This is a genomic window from Lonepinella sp. MS14434 (assembly GCF_042468235.1).
Taxonomy (GTDB): domain Bacteria; phylum Pseudomonadota; class Gammaproteobacteria; order Enterobacterales; family Pasteurellaceae; genus Lonepinella.
Genome location: NZ_CP170386.1, coordinates 218,187 through 235,888, shown reverse-complemented (window position 1 = coordinate 235,888; position 17,702 = coordinate 218,187). Strand labels below are relative to the sequence as shown.

16 protein-coding genes are annotated in these 17,702 nt (G+C 39.8%); 3 read left to right on the top strand and 13 right to left on the bottom strand.

Annotated elements, in window-relative coordinates; translation table 11 throughout:
- Window positions 1-6 precede the first annotated feature (6 nt).
- The 13 genes from O1Q79_RS01195 to galT all read right to left on the bottom strand — a co-directional run bounded on the left by O1Q79_RS01195 (window position 7) and on the right by galT (window position 13,718).
- Window positions 7-1,095 (bottom strand): 5-methyltetrahydropteroyltriglutamate--homocysteine S-methyltransferase, encoded by a 1,089-nt coding sequence (locus tag O1Q79_RS01195; RefSeq protein WP_386692573.1) that lies wholly within the window; start codon window positions 1,093-1,095, stop codon window positions 7-9.
- 42 nt (window positions 1,096-1,137) lie between these two features.
- On the bottom strand, window positions 1,138-2,355 hold the full coding sequence (locus O1Q79_RS01190) for an NAD(P)/FAD-dependent oxidoreductase (RefSeq protein ID WP_386692572.1): 1,218 nt from the start codon (window positions 2,353-2,355) through the stop codon (window positions 1,138-1,140).
- Window positions 2,356-2,470: 115 nt separating this feature from the next.
- Window positions 2,471-3,313 carry a hypothetical protein gene (locus tag O1Q79_RS01185; RefSeq protein WP_386692571.1) on the bottom strand — a complete coding sequence of 281 codons (843 nt, stop codon included), beginning with the start codon at window positions 3,311-3,313 and terminating at the stop codon, window positions 2,471-2,473.
- Window positions 3,310-3,768, bottom strand: coding sequence for a heme lyase NrfEFG subunit NrfF (nrfF, locus tag O1Q79_RS01180; RefSeq protein WP_386692570.1), 459 nt, complete (start codon window positions 3,766-3,768; stop codon window positions 3,310-3,312). Before nrfF ends, O1Q79_RS01185 begins: the two co-directional genes overlap by 4 nt.
- Window positions 3,769-3,772: 4 nt before the next feature.
- Window positions 3,773-4,300 carry a DsbE family thiol:disulfide interchange protein gene (locus tag O1Q79_RS01175; RefSeq protein WP_386692568.1) on the bottom strand — a complete coding sequence of 176 codons (528 nt, stop codon included), beginning with the start codon at window positions 4,298-4,300 and terminating at the stop codon, window positions 3,773-3,775.
- Window positions 4,293-6,206 carry a heme lyase NrfEFG subunit NrfE gene (gene nrfE / locus O1Q79_RS01170; protein ID WP_386692567.1) on the bottom strand — a complete coding sequence of 638 codons (1,914 nt, stop codon included), beginning with the start codon at window positions 6,204-6,206 and terminating at the stop codon, window positions 4,293-4,295. The genes O1Q79_RS01175 and nrfE overlap by 8 nt, the downstream gene beginning before the upstream one ends.
- Before the next feature lie 73 nt (window positions 6,207-6,279).
- Window positions 6,280-7,239 (bottom strand): cytochrome c nitrite reductase subunit NrfD, encoded by a 960-nt coding sequence (gene nrfD, locus O1Q79_RS01165; RefSeq protein ID WP_386692566.1) that lies wholly within the window; start codon window positions 7,237-7,239, stop codon window positions 6,280-6,282.
- A complete protein-coding gene (nrfC, locus tag O1Q79_RS01160; RefSeq protein WP_386692565.1) occupies window positions 7,236-7,919 on the bottom strand; it encodes a cytochrome c nitrite reductase Fe-S protein in 684 nt (227 codons plus the stop codon). The genes nrfD and nrfC overlap by 4 nt, the downstream gene beginning before the upstream one ends.
- Window positions 7,916-8,554 (bottom strand): cytochrome c nitrite reductase pentaheme subunit, encoded by a 639-nt coding sequence (gene nrfB / locus O1Q79_RS01155; protein ID WP_386692563.1) that lies wholly within the window; start codon window positions 8,552-8,554, stop codon window positions 7,916-7,918. Before nrfB ends, nrfC begins: the two co-directional genes overlap by 4 nt.
- Window positions 8,555-8,624: 70 nt before the next feature.
- The gene (gene nrfA / locus O1Q79_RS01150) at window positions 8,625-10,091 is read right to left on the bottom strand and encodes an ammonia-forming nitrite reductase cytochrome c552 subunit (protein ID WP_386692562.1); all 1,467 of its coding nucleotides are present in this window, start codon (window positions 10,089-10,091) and stop codon (window positions 8,625-8,627) included.
- Between the two features lie 378 nt (window positions 10,092-10,469).
- A complete protein-coding gene (galM, locus tag O1Q79_RS01145; RefSeq protein WP_386692561.1) occupies window positions 10,470-11,516 on the bottom strand; it encodes a galactose-1-epimerase in 1,047 nt (348 codons plus the stop codon).
- Entirely contained in the window at window positions 11,507-12,667 is a 1,161-nt protein-coding gene (gene galK / locus O1Q79_RS01140) for a galactokinase (RefSeq protein ID WP_386692560.1), read from the bottom strand. Before galK ends, galM begins: the two co-directional genes overlap by 10 nt.
- Window position 12,668: 1 nt before the next feature.
- Complete coding sequence (gene galT / locus O1Q79_RS01135) at window positions 12,669-13,718, bottom strand: galactose-1-phosphate uridylyltransferase (protein ID WP_386692559.1); 1,050 nt, start codon at window positions 13,716-13,718, stop codon at window positions 12,669-12,671.
- A gap of 200 nt (window positions 13,719-13,918) precedes the next feature.
- Here galT and O1Q79_RS01130 point away from each other — a divergent pair, with 200 nt between their 5' ends.
- The 3 genes from O1Q79_RS01130 to mglA all read left to right on the top strand — a co-directional run bounded on the left by O1Q79_RS01130 (window position 13,919) and on the right by mglA (window position 17,688).
- A complete protein-coding gene (locus tag O1Q79_RS01130; protein ID WP_386692558.1) occupies window positions 13,919-14,923 on the top strand; it encodes a substrate-binding domain-containing protein in 1,005 nt (334 codons plus the stop codon).
- A 166-nt stretch (window positions 14,924-15,089) separates the two neighbouring features.
- Window positions 15,090-16,082 (top strand): galactose/glucose ABC transporter substrate-binding protein MglB, encoded by a 993-nt coding sequence (gene mglB, locus O1Q79_RS01125; RefSeq protein ID WP_386692557.1) that lies wholly within the window; start codon window positions 15,090-15,092, stop codon window positions 16,080-16,082.
- A 103-nt stretch (window positions 16,083-16,185) separates the two neighbouring features.
- On the top strand, window positions 16,186-17,688 hold the full coding sequence (gene mglA / locus O1Q79_RS01120) for a galactose/methyl galactoside ABC transporter ATP-binding protein MglA (protein WP_386692556.1): 1,503 nt from the start codon (window positions 16,186-16,188) through the stop codon (window positions 17,686-17,688).
- Window positions 17,689-17,702 lie beyond the last annotated feature (14 nt).

Sequence of the window (17,702 nt, the reverse complement as noted above, 5' to 3'; positions counted from 1 at the left end):
AAAAAACTAATCTTCTCCCCAAACTTCTCTCGCAATCTCTTCCACATGACGCACTTTCGCCCATTGCTGTGCTTCGGTCATCACGTTACCTTCTTCGGTGGACGCAAAACCGCATTGTGGGCTTAAGCAAAGTTGCGCCAACGGTACATATTTTGCGGCCTCCGCAATGCGAGCTTTGATTTGAGCTTTATCTTCTAATTCAGGGAATTTCGAGCTAATCAAACCTAACACCACACGCCCTTTATTATTAGCAAAATGTCTTAACGGTTCAAAACCGCCTGAACGTTCATCATCATATTCTAAGAAATAACCGTCATAATTGGTTTGAGCCAATAAACCATCGGCTATCGGATCGTACGCCCCTGTTAATAAATAAGAGGATTTATAGTTGCCACGGCAAACGTGCGTAGTAATCGTCATATCCGCTGGTTTATCGGCAAGAATAGCTTGAATATTGGCTACTGCTTGGGCTTTATCCGCCGCAAAAGTCGGTTGATCATGATTGTTACACAGCGATCCCCAATACACATCGTCAATTTGTAAATAACGGCAACCTGCATCATAAAAGGCTTTAATCGCATCTTTATAGGCTTGTTGCACGTCTTTGGCAAATTCCTCACGGGTCGCATAAATGCCGTGATCCCATTGAATGGGATACATTAATTGGTTCGGACTCGGAATCGTAAATTTTGCCACAGCACGACCGCCCACAATGGCATTAAATTTTTTGAAATGGGCTAAGAATGGGTGATTGACATTCCAAGACACTTTTCCACAACAGCGAGTATTATAAGGTCGCACCGCTACCCCTTTAAACGCATAGGCTTTTTCTGGCACATAGCCTTCAATGCCATTTAGATTTTCTAAGAAATCAATATGCCACCAAGAACGGTGATATTCGCCGTCCGTAACCACTTGAATCCCTGCATCTAATTGAGCTTGCACTAATTTTTTCACTTCCTGTTCAACAATTTCATCACGCTGTTCAAGAGAAATTTTACCTGCTTTAAAATCGGCGTGAGCTTGTTTCCACGCATCTGAACGTAAATAAGATCCCACCGTATCGGCGTGCAATGGTAATGTTTTGTTTGTCATAATCTGTCCTGTAGTTAAATTAAAATCTATCATAGCTTAACGCTAAATCTCACTTTCTGCAATGGCATTAGCACAAGCATAAGCCGAACTCCACGCCCATTGGAAATTATAACCTCCAAGCCAGCCTGTGACGTCCAACACTTCGCCGATAAAATACAGTCCTAGCACATTATTTGCTTGCATGGTTTTAGATGAAATAAATTGTGTGTCCACCCCACCTAACGTTACTTCTGCCGTACGATAACCCTCTGTGCCATTGGGGTGAAATTGCCATTGATGAATCAGTAAATCAAGTATTTGCAAATCGGCTTTGCTTATTTGAGCGAGGGCTTTATTGCCGATAGACAAGCGTTGATATTCAATCCATAAATCCACTAATCGCTTAGGCAATAGCTGGCTTAGCGCTGTTTTTAATAGCATATTTGGCGAGGTTGCTTTGAGTTCCGTAATAAAATCAACAATAGACTGGTTTGGTAATAAATCAATCCTGATGCTTTCATTCGGTTGCCAATAATTAGAAATTTGCAAAATAGCAGGTCCCGATAGCCCTCGATGGGTAAATAGCATATCACCCCGAAACGCTTGATTGCCAACACTCACATTCACATCAAGGGAAACGCCCGAAAGTGCGGTGAAAATTTTGTCATTTTCTAGGTAAGTGAAAGGTACAAGGCTGGCTCTTGGCGGAATAACAGGAATGGCAAATTGTTCAGCAATTTTATAACCAAAAGGTGATGCCCCTAAGGCTGGCATGGAAAGCCCACCTGTAGCAATCACTAAATTTTGGCACGCCCAATCTGTGCCGTTAGCACGCACTTTGAAACGAACTTTTGAATCATTTTCAACTCGTTCTACCCCATCTATTTGCTGGCGTAACTGGATATTGACGTTACCCTTTTTACATTGATCTTCGAGTAAATCGACAATATCTTGTGCCGAATTATCACAAAAAAGCTGTCCGTCAGCTTTTTCATGATAGGCAATGCCATATTCATTGACTAAACTAATAAAATCCCATTGAGTGAATCTTGCCAAAGCAGATTTCACAAAATGGGGATTTTGCGAAAGATAATGGCTTGGTCGAACATCAAGGTTGGTAAAATTACAAAATCCACCTCCCGACATCAAAATCTTGCGCCCAGTTTTTTTACCACTGTCTAAAATTGTCACATTTTGACCGCACTTCTTCGCAAGTTCAGCCGCACAAAACAGCCCAGCGGCACCGGCACCGATAACAATAGTTCTACTATAATGATTCATTAAATATTTATTTAAATTTTGTCTAGTTAAAATAGATATTACACGTTTTCCTACGAAAAAATGCTAAAAATCACATTTTTCCAAAGAAAAAAGTGTAAACAGATTATTTAATAACCTATTTTGTCTTTAATAACTGTTCCGCCATTTGCATACTCTCAATCGTTTTTCGCCGATCGACTTCGCTTCGTCCGCTGTCTAACAGGCGTTGCCAATATTTTAGTGCATTCGCGTAATCGGTTTTTAAAAAAGCATCCGATGCCAATAGGGAAAGACTGGATGTTTCATTGGGATCTTGTTGTAACGCTGTTTCAATCAACTGCTGGGTTTTAGGCGTGATTTTTTGCCCGGCTTGATAATAAAGGGCGGTAGCGGCTTGTCCTAAAATATTGGCTTTACTACCTACTAATTGCTCCGCATTGCCATAAGCAATTAACGCATTCTCAAATTCGTTATTTAACAGATAGGCTTGCCCGAGTTCAAACCAACGGTCGCTATCATTGGGATCTTGACGTAATTTTTGTTGAATGGAAATAATATAATCATCATTTTTACGATTCACTGTTGCGGTACTTAATTGATGTTGCTTTTGTTTGAAATCTTGTTCGCCTTGTTGCACATCATTCAAGCGATCCAATGAAAAATAATAAGCTAACGGCAACGTAAATAGTACCAACCATAAAATAGTAGTGAAAATCGGCGAAAAATACACCGCACTGTTTACTTGAGAATCAGCTTGTTGTTGTAAAATTTGCTCATCTGCTAATAATCGTTGGCTAAATTCATTGGCGAGTGCTGTGTCGGGATTTGATGCCATTTGTTGTTGATATAATTCAATATTTTTTTGTTGGCGGTAATTTCTGTGCCAATCTATTTTTCGTCCAAAAGGGACAAATAACAGTAAGCCAATTAAAGCAAAAATAGCAATACCAATCCATAAAAATGACAAGTCTGTATTCATTGTTTTTTCTCTAATAATTGTTGTAAAGCTTGCTGTTGTTTGTCAGAAAGTTCGGTGTTTTTGGTCTGAATTTGGCTACGTTTTCCCACATAATGAAACATTAACCCCATGCCTAAAATCAGTAATACTATCGGCGCCCCCCACAATAAGGCGGTCGTCCATTGTAATGGCGGTTTATACAACACAAAATTGCCAAAACGAGAGGTCATTACATCAATAATCTGCTGATCGGTTTTGCCATCATCCACCATTTTATACACTTCAAGGCGTAAATCGTACGCAATCGATGAATTAGATTCCACCAAATTTTGATTTTGGCATTGTGGACAACGCAACGATTTCGCCAATGCCACCGCTCGGGTGCGATCTTGCTGATTTTTAAACTGGAAAGAATCTACCATTTCGGCGCGAGCAAAACTGATAAGAAAAAGTAAAAATAGCATTAAATATCGCATCTTATTATTTCCATTTTTCTAATTCGGGCAAAATCACTTTTTGCATAATCTCATCATCAAATGCTCCTGAATGACGATAACGGATAATGCCGTGTTTATCCACAATGTAGGTTTCAGGGGCACCATCCACGCCTAATTGCATGGCTAATTTGCCCTGACTATCATTAATATTTAATACGAAAGGATTGCCAAATTTTTGTAAATATTCCACCGCACTTTGTGGCTTATCGCGGTAATTTAGCCCGACAATATTGATATTTTGTTCGGCTAAGGCTAAAAGATGTTTGTGTTCTAAACGGCAAAAATAACACCAACTGCCCCACACATTGATTAAATAAGGTTCTTTTGGTAAATCCTTGTTGTTTAAAATACGATTATTATCATCTAGACTTGCTTGAAAAAATTCTGGCACCGGACGATCAATTAAAGCGGATGCAATTTTTTTTGGATCTTGTTGTAAGCCTTGAAATAACAACATGCATATGCCCAAAATCAACAACAACGGTATAAACAAGAGTATTTTTTTAATCATTTTTTCGTAATCCAATGGCGGCGAATAATGCCCCTAATGCCATTAATATACCACCAAACCAAAGCCAACGGATAAACGGCTTATAGTGTAAGCGAAAGGTAAACTCACCGTCAATGCCACTTTGTAACGTGAGTTTATCGCCCATTACAATATAAATATCACCTAAAAAACCCCACTCGATCCCCACCTCTGACATATTCATGGCACGGACATCATAATAACGGCGTTCGGGATAAAGTGCGGTGATTTTCTTACCGTTTTTTAAAATCTCAAAATGGGCTTTTTCACTGGTGTAATTGGCTCCGATTTCGTTGCGAAAACCCAGATAATGAAATTCGTAGCCATTGAGCATTTGGCTTTGCTTCGGGGCAAGTCGTACCCCTATTTCCGTCGCAAAATAACTGGACATCACTGCCCCAATCACCGCAACGGCGACACCACTATGTGCGAAAATCATCCCTAAGCGTTGTTGGCTGATATTTTTTCCAAGTAAAGATAAGGTAGATAACAATAGCCAAATTGCCAAACTCATTAATATAAAGGCGGTAAAATTAAAATTTAAGCTGTCATCTTGTGCGATCGTATATTCAATAAGAAGGTAGCCAATAATTAAAGAGGGCAAAAATAACAGCAGATATTTACCTAATTTAGTGCGGGAAAAACGCTGCCAATGTGTCGCTAACACCAGCACCATGCTGATCATTGCCAAAACAATTAACGGCAAGAAAATACTGTTAAAATAAGGGGAGCCAACGGAAATAGATCCCCAACCAAGTACGCTAAATAGCATCGGGTAAAATGTGCCAATAAACACGCTAACGGTGGCAATGGTTAACAGGATATTGAGTAAAAGCAATAAACTTTCTTTAGAAAAAAAGGAAAAATACACCGCACTTTGCTGTAATTTGGTTTTAAAAGCGAATAACGTGAGCGAACTCATGGTGAGTAAGAAAAATAAAATTAATAGTACCGCGCCACGTTCGCCATCAATAGCAAAAGCATGCACAGAAGTCAGCACGCCTGAACGGACGATAAACGTACCCAACACACTGAATGCAAAGGTCAATAATGAAAATAAAATGGTCCAATAACTAAAAATGCCCCGTTGTTCGGTAATGGATAAACTATGTAATAAAGCGAGTCCTAATAACCATGGCATTAAGGACGCATTTTCCACGGGATCCCAAAACCACCAGCCTCCCCAGCCCAGTTCATAATATGCCCACCAAGATCCAAGCATAATACCGAGTGTTAAAAAAAGCCACGAAACCAATACCCTCGGACGAATCCAACGTGCCATCGCAGCATCTAAATATCCGCTGATTAAAGCAGCAAGCATTAACGCAAAATTGACGGCAAAACCCACATAACCTAAATAAAGTAACGGTGGATGAAAAATCAAACCAATATCTTGTAACATCGGATTGAGATCTCGTCCTTCAGGAGGTAGGGGAAATTGGCGAATAAAGGGATTGGAGAAATACACCACAAAAATCGCTAACCCCAAGAAAATTAACCCCAGAATAGCAAGAGTTCGACTGGCAATAATGGGGTCAATATGACGGCTAAAATAGGCAAATAACATCCCCCATAAACTTAAGGCAAAAAGCCAAAACAGCATTGACCCTTCATGTCCGCCCCACACCGCCACAAGTTTATAAAAAATCGGCAATTGAGTATTGGAATGGGCGACGACATAGCTTAGGGAAAAATCATCAACGGCGAAAGAATAGGCTAATAATCCCAGTGAAATACTGGTAAAAATGCCTAACAAATAGCTTAAATTCCACGAACTGCAGATCAAAATAGCATGATTTTTGGCAATACCGATTTGTGGAAGTATCGCTAAAAGTAAAGATGTGAAAAAAGCCAACAATAAGGCGATAAAACCGAGTTCAGGAATCATATCGTTTGTAGGTTAAAACCAAAATGTCGTTAATCAATGGGCGGATACACCGGTCCGCCTCGACCATAAAATATTAAGCCACGGTTAATTGTCCAGCGTATAAAATAAAATAGCGCAAGCATAATACGCCGATTAAATCAAAAATCGACACCAATATAATAAAGTTTCGATTATATTTCCACTTATCATTGACAAACAGATTGGCTATCAGTGGAATAATAATCCCGATTAAGAATACCCCTAACCAAAATACCACGCCCCAAAAGCCTGTGAGTGCATTTTTTAATGCCACGACTTTAATTCCACCACCAAAATAAAGTCCCGCGAAAAAACACACCAATAACCCTAATTCAGTCACCATAATTGGCACTTCAAATTTATGGATAAAATGGATTTCGTGACTATCACCGGCTAATTTCCCTGCCAGTAAAATCATTAAAAAGGTTGCCGCAATCCCCGATGATGTACCTGATGCCAAAAATAATGCCGGCAAGACGGGATTGTTTAACATGGGATAACTAATCAATGCAGAAAGCAAGAAACCGGTATAAGCACCCAGTACAGCAGCTAACACAAATAGCAGTACTTCCACAGGTTTTAGCCATTTTTGCATTACTTCAATCCATTTGATCAGGAAATTTAACACGGGCACAAAACGATCAACCAACAAGGATAATTCATCTTTAAAAATAATGGCTGACCATATCGCTAATATCAACAAATAAACTTGGAATAACATCACCCCCATCGACATCACCGAATGGAATTGATAATGAAACATGAGTTTCCAAAATGTCCAAGGACGAGCCAAGTGGAAAATCAGCAAGGTTAAGCCAATTAATACTGGCACAAAGCCTAAAATAACGCCACTGCGAATAACCCAGTTTTGGCTCGGTTTCTCTAATTTCACTGCACTCGTGTTGCGGAAAGCAATGGCTAATTGTACTGCACCGGATGAAATGCCTAACAAAAATAAATAAATGGCAATACTGCTATCCCAGACTAAATTTGGGGTTTGAAAATGTTCAGTCATGATCGATGTTCCCCTTTGCCAAATGGAATATGGTATAAATTCGGTTCTGTACCTAACTGCACCTTGGTACGATAAACCGGATTAGCCCGCACTTTTTGAACCACCGCACTGGTTGGATCGTTCATATCACCGAAGGTTAAGGCATTGGTCGGGCAACTTTCCACACAAGCAGGTTGTTTACCCTGTGCTAAATTGGTATCACGACAAAAATTGCATTTATCCGCAGTTTTATGAATAGGGTGAATAAAGCGTACCCGATACGGACAGACTGCCACACAATATTGACAACCAACACAAAGATCCTTATGCACATCCACAATACCTGTTTTGGGGTCAATAAAAGATGCACCGGTTGGGCAAACCGATACACAAGGAGCATTAGTACAATGTTGACAAGATTGGCGGAAAAATTCATATTCCACATCAGGAAATTCACCCATCGGTTCACTACGGATAATTTCCAAACGTGAAACCCCTTCTGGCACTTGGTTCACTTCACGACAAGCATCCATACAAGCGGTGCAACCAATACAAGCGGTTTCATCATGCACCATGGCATAGCGAATGGTTTTGTCGGCATAATTGGTGCCACCTTGTGCCATTAAACTAACTGTTGTTCCTGTAGTAAGGATTAACGCTCCCATTCCAGAAACAAAGTTTCGGCGTGAGCAAGCGGTCATTTTTTATCCTTATCAGTAATAGCGTTATTTTGTTGTTCTTTTTGCTTTTGCTGTTTGCCATGGCAATCAACACAAAGTTTTACTCGGGCTTTCGGTTGGATGTCTTTCATCGCATCTTGTTTCGGATGTAAAGTATGACAACTGGCACAAGCTAACTTAATGGAGTGAACATCATGAGCCCAAAATTTCTCTTGTAATTTTTCGGGCTGATGACAAGAAAAACACACTCCATTTTGTTCTGCTGGGGTATATTTAATTACTTGATCGTTATCCCACAATCCGTGAAAACGCATAACATCTTTCACGCCACGACGGTGATTTTCACTAATATTACCATGGCAGGTGACGCAAGTAATCGGCTTGCCTGTCGTTGGATTTTTCTGATCTAAATGGGTACCATGAAATTTTCCCGCATGAAATTCACCTTTGGCTTGATCGGCGGAGGTATCAAAACTGTGACATTTGGCACAATATTCATTAGGGTTACGATCATTTTCTAAGCGTGGTTCATCACTCACCGTTTGAGTGGCTAACGAATTAGTTGGCGTATCCGCTTGAGCTATTGGCATTGCCCAACAAAACGCCGTGAATAACGCCGATAATTTCACAAATTTGATGATTGAGTTCATATTCATTACCTTAAAATTTAGCTTGAAATACACCGCACTTTGTCATGTTGACGCTAAAAGTGCGGTGAATTTTGGATTATTTTACTGGCGGTTCATCATTCAGAATTAAGCCTTTAGCTTTGGCCTCTTTATTCCATTCTGGCACGATGGTTTTTATGAACTCATCTTTGGCTTGACGTTCTTTTTCAATATCAATCCCCATGACTTTCCACGCTTTTTCAGCGGTAGAGACATCAGGATAATTAATCGGTTGTTTGACGTTATGTTTAGCTAACACCACGGCTAATTCACGGCGAGCATCAGCAGCACGCTCAAGCCCCGAGGCAATCACTTTCAACATCACATCAGGAGCGTGCATATGGCCACCGTGTGTCGCTGCTGTATAATCCCAACGCCATTGCGCATGACGAATCGCTTGTAGAGCCTCTTTCATTTCTTCTTGTGTGGCCCCCGCATCCCAAGCCGCTTTGGCCTCAAAGTGAGCTTTAACTAATTGATCTTCCAATTTAATCATCACTTCTTTGATGTCTTTTTTGTGATTAGAAATGGTTTGTCTTAAGGTTTCTTTACTTTGATCGTGGCATTTCGCACAGGTATTTTCAAAAGCATCAAACGGATTACCAATTTGGTGATCGGTATAGACTTTGCCGTCTTCCCCTTGTACTTTTGGCATATGGCAGTCAATACAGGTCACGCCATTTTTACCGTGCGTACCCATTGACCAAGTTTCAAAATCAGGATGCTGGGTTTTTAACATAGGGGCTTTAGATAAGCTATGTTCCCAATCTTTAAAGCCGATTTCGTCATAGTATTTTTCCATACTATCCACATCCACCCCTTTATACCAAGGAAAGACTACGTTAGTGGCATTGTTTTTATCAAAATAATATTCTACGTGACAGTTGGCACACACTGCTGCACGCTGATCGGTACGATCTAATTGTTCAAAGGGCTTATCAATGGCTTCTAAAGCACGTAAAACGTGCGGACGAGCAATGCGTAATGCCGGTTTTCCATCCGCAAAGTCTTTTGAACCAGTATCGTGGCAATCTGCACAACCAATAGAATTAACCACTTCCGCCCCGGCTTTCGCCCATTTGCCTGTGAAATAGCCCTCTTCTCCCCATTCGGCAATTAAGCGTGGTACATCAGGCCCTTTACAGGTCCAACACGCCATGGGTTGTGGTCCTGTATTCGCATCGGTTGGCGCACCTGTACGTAAAATATTACGCACATCTGTGACAGCATAGTAGTGACCACGTGGTTTATTATAATCTTTAGCAAAAGCATAACCGCCCCACAACACAATCATTCGAGGATCCTGTTCTATCGCCGAATCTACCGCTGTTGATTTATTTGTAGATTTCCAACTGCCATATTGACGTGGATATTTCTCTGCAAATTTTTCATTCACAGAGTCAATTTTAAGATCAGGATTTGGTATCGTAAGCTCCCCTTTTTTCGGGGCATATTTGATTTCTGCTTGAGTATCCACTTTTGATGCATCAATCGGTTGAGTATCTGCTAAGGTACCTTGTGCCATCAATAAACTCAAAAATAAAAATATTAGCAAAGAGAGCGTTTTTTTGAAGATGTCCACGGTAATCACTCCATATAAAATTAACCATATAAGGTATTAAGAAATATCTTAGCCACTCATCTTTAAATAATAATATTTATCATTTAAAACAATGGGATAAGCTAATAAAATCTAGAAATGCTAGGGTAAAATAACAAATTCCCACACTTTTTACATAGGTTTTCTACTTTTTATTGCGTTGGATCAAGTAAAATACACCTAAATGAGTAGGAGAAAGAAAGTAAGCTGAAAAATAAATAAACAATGTGTAGTAAAAATTTAGACAATACTGGGTGCCATCATGCACCCAGTTATTTTTTAAGGAAATTAGATACTATTTGTTTAACTAAACTGAAATTTAGTCCAATGATGATATGTTTCTCCCGCTTTCAGCATTCCGCCATATTGCCACCATTCAGGGTGATTTGGGGTATCTGGTAAGGCTTGGGTTTCTAGGGCAATGCCTGTGTAATCAGCATATTCGCCACCACAACGAGTCGGTGTGCCTTGGAGATAATTGCCTGTGTAAACCTGTAATGCTGCTTGACTGGTGCTAACGGTTAAACACAAAGATCGATCAGGTGCGGTTAAAATAGCACAAGTTTTTTCTCGTTGTTGATCTAATAGAAAAGCGTGGTCATAACCTTTGGTGAGCTGTTGTTCAGCTTGTAAAAAATCCTGTTTAATAGCTTTTGCTTGGCGAAAATCAAAGCTACTATTTTGGACGGATTTTAAGGGAGCATTCGGAATGCCTTGGCTATCCACAGGTAAAAATTGCTCGGCATTTAGTTGTAAAAAATGCTCGCGAATATCACTACCATTTTCAGCGTTATTCAAATTAAAATAAGCATGATTGGTTAAACTTAACGGGGTATCTCTGTCCGAAACTGCTTTAAATTCAACCAGTAAAGCATTATCTTCAGTTAAGCGGTAAATGGTTTGCACCTTGACTTTGCCTAAAAAACCTTGCTCACCATCAGATGAAATTAACGAAAAAATCACAAAATTTTCACCGCACTTTTCGCCTGTTTGCTCGATTTTCCAACGTTGTTTATCAAAGCCAATTAAACCACCATGTAACTGGTGTTCATTTTGATTAGCGGTTAATTTGATGGTTTTACCTTGATATTCAAATTGACTATTGGCAATTCGGTTGGCATAACGCCCGATGGTTGCCCCTAAATAAACACCTTGTTTAGCATAATCTGCTAATTGACAACCCAATAACACTTCACGTTTTTCGTTTCCTACTGGCACGATACAAGACACCCAAGTTGCTCCCCAGTCAATAAATTGAACTTGCATTCCCTGCTGATTGGTTAGCGTTACTAATTGTAATGCTTGATTGTCGAGAGCAACCACATTTGTGGTTTGAACCGTTACGCACATACGTTTACTCCTTGTGATGCGGTACACACATAAAAATCTTCTTTAATACCCGTTTGTTTTTGATAATTATCGGCAATCAGTTGACGTACAGCATCCACTTTTTCCACGGGAGCCACTACCACAATACAACCACCAAAACCACCACCTGTCATTCTCGCCCCTCCGCTGTTACCCACAGCAACTTGAGCTAATTCGACTAAATAATCAATTTCAGGCGTGGTGATCTCAAAATCATCACGCATGGAATCGTGAGATTGTACCATTAATTTACCTAAGGTTGAAATATCCCCTTGATTTAGAGCTTGCACTGCATCTAGCACACGTTGATTTTCGGTGACAATATGTCTGGCACGTTTTGCCGTATCTTGATCAAAAGCGGTGAGTTCCGCTTCTCGTTGTTTAAACTGTTCAATCGACACATCTCGCAAGGCTTTCACCCCGAAAAATTCGGCGGCTCGTTCACATTGCTGACGGCGAGTATTGTATTCACCCGTGACTAAATCATGTTTAACATGGGAATTCACTATCATCACCGCAATATTTTCTGGCACAGGCACAGAAATGGTTGCAAGGCTACGGCAATCAATCATGAGTAAATGACCTTGTTCGCCTAAGGCTGAAATAAGCTGATCCATATTGCCACAATTTGCCCCGACAAATTTGTTTTCTGCCATTTGTCCGATTAACGCAATTTGGGTATTGGTTAAAGGTAAATCACCAAGCTGCTGACAGAACTTTCCAACAGCCACTTCTAATGCAGCAGAAGAACTTAGCCCCGCAGATAACGGCACATTACCCGTGATGACTAAATCAGCCCCTTGCTTGAAATCAAGGCAATGTTGCTGAATAAACTTCACCACACCACGTACATAACCCGTCCATTTTTTGTTAGCCACTGGGGTAATTTCGGTGGTTAATGAAAATTGATCGGTATCCTCTAAATCGGCGGCATAAACATTAAAAATATGATCATCTCGTTTTGCTCCACTCACTGCCGTACCATAATTAATCGCACAAGGCATCACAAAACCATCGTTGTAATCGGTATGCTCGCCGATAATGTTCACTCGCCCTGGAGCATACACATTTAATTCGGAAGTGCGGTGAAATTTTTGCTCAAATAATTGTTTAGCTTGTTGTAAAGGGGTCATGTTATTTTCCTTCTTTATAATGTACTTCGCTTAAATCACGTAATCTTGTGGCGGCTTGTTCGGCGGTTAAATCCCGTTGGCTTTCGCCTAACATTTCGTAGCCCACCATAAATTTTCGCACTGTGGCAGAACGTAACAATGGCGGATAAAAATGGGCATGTAATTGCCAGTGATCGTTTGGTTCATCGTTAAATGGTGCAGCATGAAAACCCATTGAATAAGGGAATGACGTGTTAAATAGATTATCGTATCTGGTGGTTAGTTTTTTTAAGACTAAGGCTAAATCTTCCGCCTGTTCAGAGCTTAATTCCGTTAAGCGTTTAATTTGTGCTTTTTTCGGCATTAATAGGGTTTCAAAAGGCCATACCGCCCAATACGGCACCACGGCTAACCAATGTTCGGTTTCCACCACAATGCGTTCCTTTAATTGTAATTCACGTTGAGCATAGTCTAATAACATTGGCGAATGATGTTCGACAAAATAACGGCATTGAGTTTGATCTTCTCGAGCGACTTCGTTCGGCAAAAAGCTATTTGCCCAAATTTGACCATGTGGGTGTGGGTTGGAACAGCCCATAGCCGCCCCTTTATTTTCGAAAATTTGTACCCATTGATATTTTTGCCCCAACTCGCTAAGTTGTTGTTGCCAAACCTTAATCACTTGGCTAATTTCTGCCACGCTTAATAATGGCAAGGTTTTACTATGATCAGGCGAAAAACAAATCACCCGACTTTCGCCTTGAGCTTGAGCCGATTGAAATAGCGGATCGGTGGATTTTTCAGGGGCAGGCGTATCTTCTAGCAATGCCGAAAAATCATTTTTAAACACATAAGGCTGCTGATAATCTGGATTGAGTTCCCCTGTAATGCGTTTATTGCGTGGACAGAGATAACAATTTGGATCATGTCTTGGCTTTTGTTCTTCATTAACTTTTTCCTGTTGCCCTTGCCACGGACGTTTAGCACGGTGCGGTGAAACGAGTACCCATTGATCGATGAGTGGATTATAGCGGCGATGTGGGTGTTCGATTGGATTAAAAATAATGCTCATAGAATATCCTTACGCTTAATAAAAACGGAAACGGTTACATTTAATGTTATATAAGATAACAGATTTTGGTAAATAAACTGTGACATAGATCATGTTTTTGAAAAAATTCGAAAAAAAGTCTTGAATTTTTTGTTTAAATGGTCGAAATTAAATGATAACGTTTTCAAGTAGGATTAATTTCCTGTATTTAAGGGGAAAATATGATTACCATTCGTGATGTTGCCAAACAAGCCGGTGTCTCTGTCGCCACGGTATCTCGTGTACTCAATAACGCATCTTGTAGTGAAACTGCTCGCCTTGCAGTAGAAAGTGCGGTGCAAAATTTGGGATATTCACCCAATGCCAATGCGCAAGCCTTAGCCTTACAAAATACCGATACATTAGGTGTCGTTGTCACTGATGTAACCGATCCGTTCTTTGCGATTCTGGTTAAATCAGTAGATCAAGTTGCGCATGAATATGGCAAAACGATTTTAATCGGAATAGGTTATCATAACGCAGAAAAAGAACGTAATGCAATTGAAACCCTGTTACGTAAGCGTTGTAGCTGTTTAGTCGTGCATTCTAAAGCATTGACCGATCAAGAGTTAATCAATTATTTAGAACAAGCGAAAGGGATGGTGATTATTAACCGCTGTATTGCTGGTTATGAACATCGTTGTGTCAGCTTAGATAATCAACGTGGCACATTTCTAGCGACAGAATTATTGATTAAATTAGGTCATCGTAAAATCGGTTATATCGGCTCAAATCATCAAATTAATGATGAAGTGGAAAGAAAACAAGGCTATTTAACCGCACTTCAACAATATGGCTTACCTGTGATTGAAAATACCAGCGTACAAAATAGTCCCGATTTCGAAGGGGGCGAAGCGGCAATGGTTGATTTATTGAGTTATCACTCCGACTTAACAGCCGTAGTCACGTACAATGACAGCATGGCGGCTGGCGCATTATCAGTCTTAACTGAAAATAATATTAATGTACCACGTCAATTTTCGTTGATCGGTTTTGATGACATGCCGATTGCCAGCCATTTAGTACCCAAGCTCTCAACTATTCGTTATCCAATTGATTTAATGGCAACTTATGCATCAAAATTAGCTTTAAGTTTGATTAATGAAAACATCGAAACACCGATTCATACACAATTTAATCCAACGGTAGTACGACGTTTTTCAACAGATAGCTGTTATCAGCGATAAATTTTTGTAACCGCTTACAATTTTTTATCAAAAGTGTGAGAATGATCACAGTATTGTAAAAAGAAATAGTGTATCTTAATCATATTACAACAAGGTTGTTACAGTTTTTTAGACAATTTTGCGGTAATTTCATCATTTTAGTTAATCAATTAACGAGGACATTGTTATGAAAAAAGCAGTATTAAGTGCAGTCGCATTATCTATCGGTTTAGGCTTGGCAAGCAGTGCCACCCAAGCAGCCAATCGTATCGGTGTAACCATTTACAAATATGATGACAACTTTATGGCATTAATGCGTCAAGAAATTGATAAAGAAGCTCAAAATTTAACTGGTATTGAGCTATTAATGAACGACTCACAAAATGCACAATCTATTCAAAACGATCAGGTAGATGTGTTAATTTCTAAAGGGGTAAAAGCCCTTGCGATTAACTTAGTTGACCCATCTGCGGCACCGACTATTATTAAAAAAGCCAAAGCAGAAGATATTCCTGTGGTCTTCTTCAATAAAGACCCGGGCGCCAAAGCCATTGAGAGTTACGAAAATGCTTACTATGTGGGTACCGATCCAAAAGAATCTGGGGAAATCCAAGGGGAATTAATTGCGAAACAATGGAAAGCTAATTCAGCCCTTGATTTAAATAAAGACGGCAAGATTCAATATGTGTTATTAAAAGGCGAACCGGGACACCCTGATGCGGAAGCACGTACCAAATATGTGATCGAAAAATTAAATGCACAAGGCATTCAAACCGAACAATTATTTATTGATACCGGTATGTGGGATGCGGCGTTAGCGAAAGATAAAATTGATGCTTGGCTTTCAAGTGGTAAAGCGAATCAAATTGAAGTGATTATTTCCAACAATGATGGCATGGCAATGGGTGCTTTAGAAGCTGTGAAAGCCCATGGTAAAAAATTACCGGTATTCGGTGTAGATGCCTTACCTGAAGTATTGCAATTAATCAAAAAAGGCGATATTGCCGGTACCGTATTAAATGACGGTGTAAACCAAGGTAAAGCAGTTGTGCAACTTGCCAATAACCTTGCCAATGGTAAACCGGCCACCGAAGGTACTAACTGGAAATTAGAAAATCGTGTTGTACGTGTTCCTTATGTCGGTGTTGACAAAGATAACTTAGATAAATTCTTAAAATAATTCCTATTATCTTGTCGTTAGGGCTTGTGATGGTCATGCTTATGCCTATTCATAAGAAACACAAGCCCTATTGTTTCTTTAATGATTTAATGTGAGGTAAGATATGTTAACACAAGAAGTGCTACTCACAATGACCAACGTTAGTAAATCTTTCCCTGGGGTAAAGGCGTTAGACGGTGCTAATCTCACGGTCAAATCCCACTCTGTACATGCCTTAATGGGGGAAAATGGAGCGGGGAAATCTACCCTATTGAAATGTTTATTTGGGATCTATGCCAAAGATGAGGGTGAAATTCTGTTCTTAGGCAAACCTGTAAACTTCAAAACCTCTAAAGAAGCCCTAGAAAATGGGATTTCAATGGTGCATCAAGAATTAAATTTAGTACGTCAACGTAGCGTAATGGATAACCTTTGGTTAGGACGTTATCCACTAAAAGGTATTTTCGTGGATCACGCTAAAATGTATCACGATACCAAAGCCATTTTTGACGAACTTGATATTGCTATTGATCCAAAAGAAAAAGTGGCGAATTTATCGGTTTCACAAATGCAGATGATCGAAATTGCCAAAGCGTTCTCTTATCACGCCAAAATCGTGATTATGGACGAACCGACATCCTCTCTTTCTGAAAAAGAAGTGGAGCACTTATTTAAAATTATTCAAAAACTCAAAGATCGTGGTTGTGGCATTATTTATATCTCCCACAAAATGGACGAAATTTTCAAAATCTGTGATGAAATTACAGTTCTACGTGATGGTAAATGGATTAATACGGTGCCTGTCAAAGGAGCAACGATGGATGGCATTGTCGCCATGATGGTAGGGCGTGAATTAACCCAACGTTTCCCACCAAAAACTAACCAACCAAAAGAAGTGATTCTACAAGTTGAACATTTGACAGCAAAAAATCAGCCATCCATTCAAGATGTCAGTTTTGAATTACGCAAAGGCGAAATTCTCGGCGTAGCAGGTTTAGTCGGGGCAAAACGAACAGATATTGTTGAAACTATCTTTGGTGTACGTGAGAAAAAAAGCGGTACGGTGAAACTGCATGGAAAAATTATGCAAAATCGCACCGCACTTGATGCGATTAACAATGGTTTTGCACTCGTTACCGAAGAACGCCGTTCTACAGGGATTTATGCTAACCTGAGCATTGAGTTCAACTCTTTGATTTCTAATATGAAATCCTATATCAGCAAATGGGGCTTATTAAGCAATAAGAAAATGAGCAGTGATACCCAATGGGTGATTGATGCTATGAATGTCAAAACACCATCACACAAAACTAACATTGGTTCCCTTTCAGGAGGTAATCAACAAAAGGTGGTTATTGGTCGTTGGTTACTCACTCAACCTGAAATTTTAATGCTTGATGAACCAACTCGTGGTATTGATGTGGGAGCAAAATACGAAATTTATCAACTCATTATGCAGCTTGCTCAAAAAGACAAAGGCATCATTATGATATCCTCTGAAATGCCAGAATTGCTCGGGGTGACTGACCGTATTTTGGTAATGAGTAATGGTAAAGTGGCCGGTATTGTAGAAACAAGTAAAACGTCGCAACAAGAAATTTTACAACTTGCGGCGAAATATTTATAACCTATGTAAAAAGG

Coding starts and splice junctions, on each gene's coding strand:
- O1Q79_RS01195 (WP_386692573.1), bottom strand. CDS start 1,095: ATGACAAACAAAACATTACCATTGCACGCCGATACGGTGGGATCTTAT.
- O1Q79_RS01190 (WP_386692572.1), bottom strand. CDS start 2,355: ATGAATCATTATAGTAGAACTATTGTTATCGGTGCCGGTGCCGCTGGG.
- O1Q79_RS01185 (WP_386692571.1), bottom strand. CDS start 3,313: ATGAATACAGACTTGTCATTTTTATGGATTGGTATTGCTATTTTTGCT.
- nrfF (WP_386692570.1), bottom strand. CDS start 3,768: ATGCGATATTTAATGCTATTTTTACTTTTTCTTATCAGTTTTGCTCGC.
- O1Q79_RS01175 (WP_386692568.1), bottom strand. CDS start 4,300: ATGATTAAAAAAATACTCTTGTTTATACCGTTGTTGTTGATTTTGGGC.
- nrfE (WP_386692567.1), bottom strand. CDS start 6,206: ATGATTCCTGAACTCGGTTTTATCGCCTTATTGTTGGCTTTTTTCACA.
- nrfD (WP_386692566.1), bottom strand. CDS start 7,239: ATGACTGAACATTTTCAAACCCCAAATTTAGTCTGGGATAGCAGTATT.
- nrfC (WP_386692565.1), bottom strand. CDS start 7,919: ATGACCGCTTGCTCACGCCGAAACTTTGTTTCTGGAATGGGAGCGTTA.
- nrfB (WP_386692563.1), bottom strand. CDS start 8,554: ATGAATATGAACTCAATCATCAAATTTGTGAAATTATCGGCGTTATTC.
- nrfA (WP_386692562.1), bottom strand. CDS start 10,091: ATGGCACAAGGTACCTTAGCAGATACTCAACCGATTGATGCATCAAAA.
- galM (WP_386692561.1), bottom strand. CDS start 11,516: ATGTGCGTAACGGTTCAAACCACAAATGTGGTTGCTCTCGACAATCAA.
- galK (WP_386692560.1), bottom strand. CDS start 12,667: ATGACCCCTTTACAACAAGCTAAACAATTATTTGAGCAAAAATTTCAC.
- galT (WP_386692559.1), bottom strand. CDS start 13,718: ATGAGCATTATTTTTAATCCAATCGAACACCCACATCGCCGCTATAAT.
- O1Q79_RS01130 (WP_386692558.1), top strand. CDS start 13,919: ATGATTACCATTCGTGATGTTGCCAAACAAGCCGGTGTCTCTGTCGCC.
- mglB (WP_386692557.1), top strand. CDS start 15,090: ATGAAAAAAGCAGTATTAAGTGCAGTCGCATTATCTATCGGTTTAGGC.
- mglA (WP_386692556.1), top strand. CDS start 16,186: ATGTTAACACAAGAAGTGCTACTCACAATGACCAACGTTAGTAAATCT.